The sequence below is a fragment of the Allokutzneria sp. NRRL B-24872 genome (assembly GCF_002155965.1).
Classification (GTDB): Bacteria; Actinomycetota; Actinomycetes; order Mycobacteriales; family Pseudonocardiaceae; genus Allokutzneria.
Genome location: NZ_MUMH01000232.1, coordinates 1 through 1654 on the forward strand (window position 1 = coordinate 1; position 1654 = coordinate 1654).

2 protein-coding genes and 1 pseudogene are annotated in these 1654 nt (G+C 70.0%); all 3 read left to right on the plus strand.

Annotation, left to right across the window (positions count from 1 at the left end):
- The coding region (locus CCN37_RS36670) for a FadR/GntR family transcriptional regulator (protein ID WP_143261996.1) at positions 1 to 348 on the plus strand (348 nt) is incomplete at its 5' end.
- Between the two features lie 50 nt (positions 349 to 398).
- Positions 399 to 1496: pseudogene (locus CCN37_RS36675) on the plus strand (glutamine synthetase family protein).
- Positions 1477 to 1654: gamma-glutamyl-gamma-aminobutyrate hydrolase family protein (locus CCN37_RS36680; protein WP_168201031.1), on the plus strand; the 178-nt coding region annotated here is incomplete at its 3' end. The pseudogene CCN37_RS36675 and the gene CCN37_RS36680, both read left to right, overlap by 20 nt.

The following is a 1654-nucleotide window of genomic DNA, read 5'->3' on the forward strand; positions in this document are numbered from 1 at the left end:
GCGGCGCGCACGCTCACGGCGCAGGAGCGGGACCACCTGGTCACCATCCAAGCCGAGGTCGAAGCCTCCGACGAGGGGACCTACCGGCAGCTGGACTCGCGGCTGCACCTGGCGGTCGCCGAGATCACCGGCTCCACGTCGCTGGCGTCGGCGGTGGCCGACAACCGGATGCGCGTCAACGAGCTGCTGGACGCGATTCCCTTGTTGCAGCACAACATCGAGCACTCGCACGCGCAGCACCGGGGCATCGTCCAGGCCATCCTCGCGGGCAACGCGGAGCGGGCGGGCGTGGCCATGGCCGAGCACCTGGAAGGCACCGCCGCGCTCTTGCGCGGCTTCCTGTCCTGAAATAAGGTCCATTTTCAGACCATTGGAGGCAGTCCGTGTCCCCCGAGAACGTGTCGCACCCCCCGTTGTCCGTCGAGCAGCTGCGGGAGCTGGTCGAGCGCGGTGAGATCGACACCGTGGTGCTGGCGCTGACCGACATGCAGGGCAGGTTGCAGGGCAAGCGCCTGGACGCGCGGCACTTCCTGGAGGACGTGCTGCCGCACCACGCCGAGGCGTGCAACTACCTGCTCGCCGTCGACGTCGAGATGTCCACAGTGGACGGTTACGCGATGTCGTCGTGGGAGACCGGCTACGGCGACTTCACCATGGACCCCGACCTGAACACGCTGCGCAGGACGCCGTGGCAGCCCGGGACGGCGCTGCTGCTCTCCGACGTGCTGTGGGAGGACGGCAGCCCGGTCGCGGCCTCGCCGAGGCAGATCCTGCGCGCGCAGCTGGAGCGGCTGGCCGAGCGCGGGCTGACCGCGATGGTCGGCACCGAGCTGGAGTTCATCGTCTTCCGCGACAGCTTCGAGCAGGCGTGGGACAAGGGCTACGACGGGCTCGTCCCGGCCAACCAGTACAACGTGGACTACTCGCTGCTGGGCACCTCGCGGGTGGAGCCGCTGCTGCGCGCCATCCGCAACGGCATGGCGGGGGCGGGCATGAAGGTGGAGTCGGCCAAGGGCGAGTGCAACCTGGGCCAGCACGAGATCGTCTTCCGCTACGCCGACGCGCTGACCNNCCGCGCTGCGCGAGCTGACGCTGCTGTTCGCGCCGAACATCAACTCCTACAAGCGTTTCGTGCCGGGGAGCTTCGCGCCGACCGCCGTCGCGTGGGGCCGGGACAACCGCACGTGCGCGCTGCGCCTGGTCGGCAAGGGCGCCGGGCTGCGCGTGGANNGCTGATCGCGGCCGGGCTCGACGGGATCGACAGGAAGCTCCCGCTGCCGGAGGAGCTGACCGGCAACGCCTACGCCAGCGACGCCGAGCGGGTGCCGACGACGCTGCGCGAGGCCGCGGAGCTGTTCAGCACCAGCGAGATCGCACGTTCCGCGTTCGGCGACAACGTGGTCGAGCACTACGTCAACGCCGCCCGCGTGGAGCAGGCCGCCTTCGACGCGGCGGTGACGGACTGGGAGCGGGTGCGTGGTTTCGAACGCCTCTGAGCCTCCCGTTATCGGCATCAGCACGTATCTGGAGGAGACGAGCTGGGGCGACTGGAGCCGTCGCGCCGCGCTGCTGCCGGAGAACTACCTCAGCGCGGTGACGAAGGCCGGTGCGGTTCCGGTGCTGCTGCCGCCGATGGACGTCGACCCGACGTCCG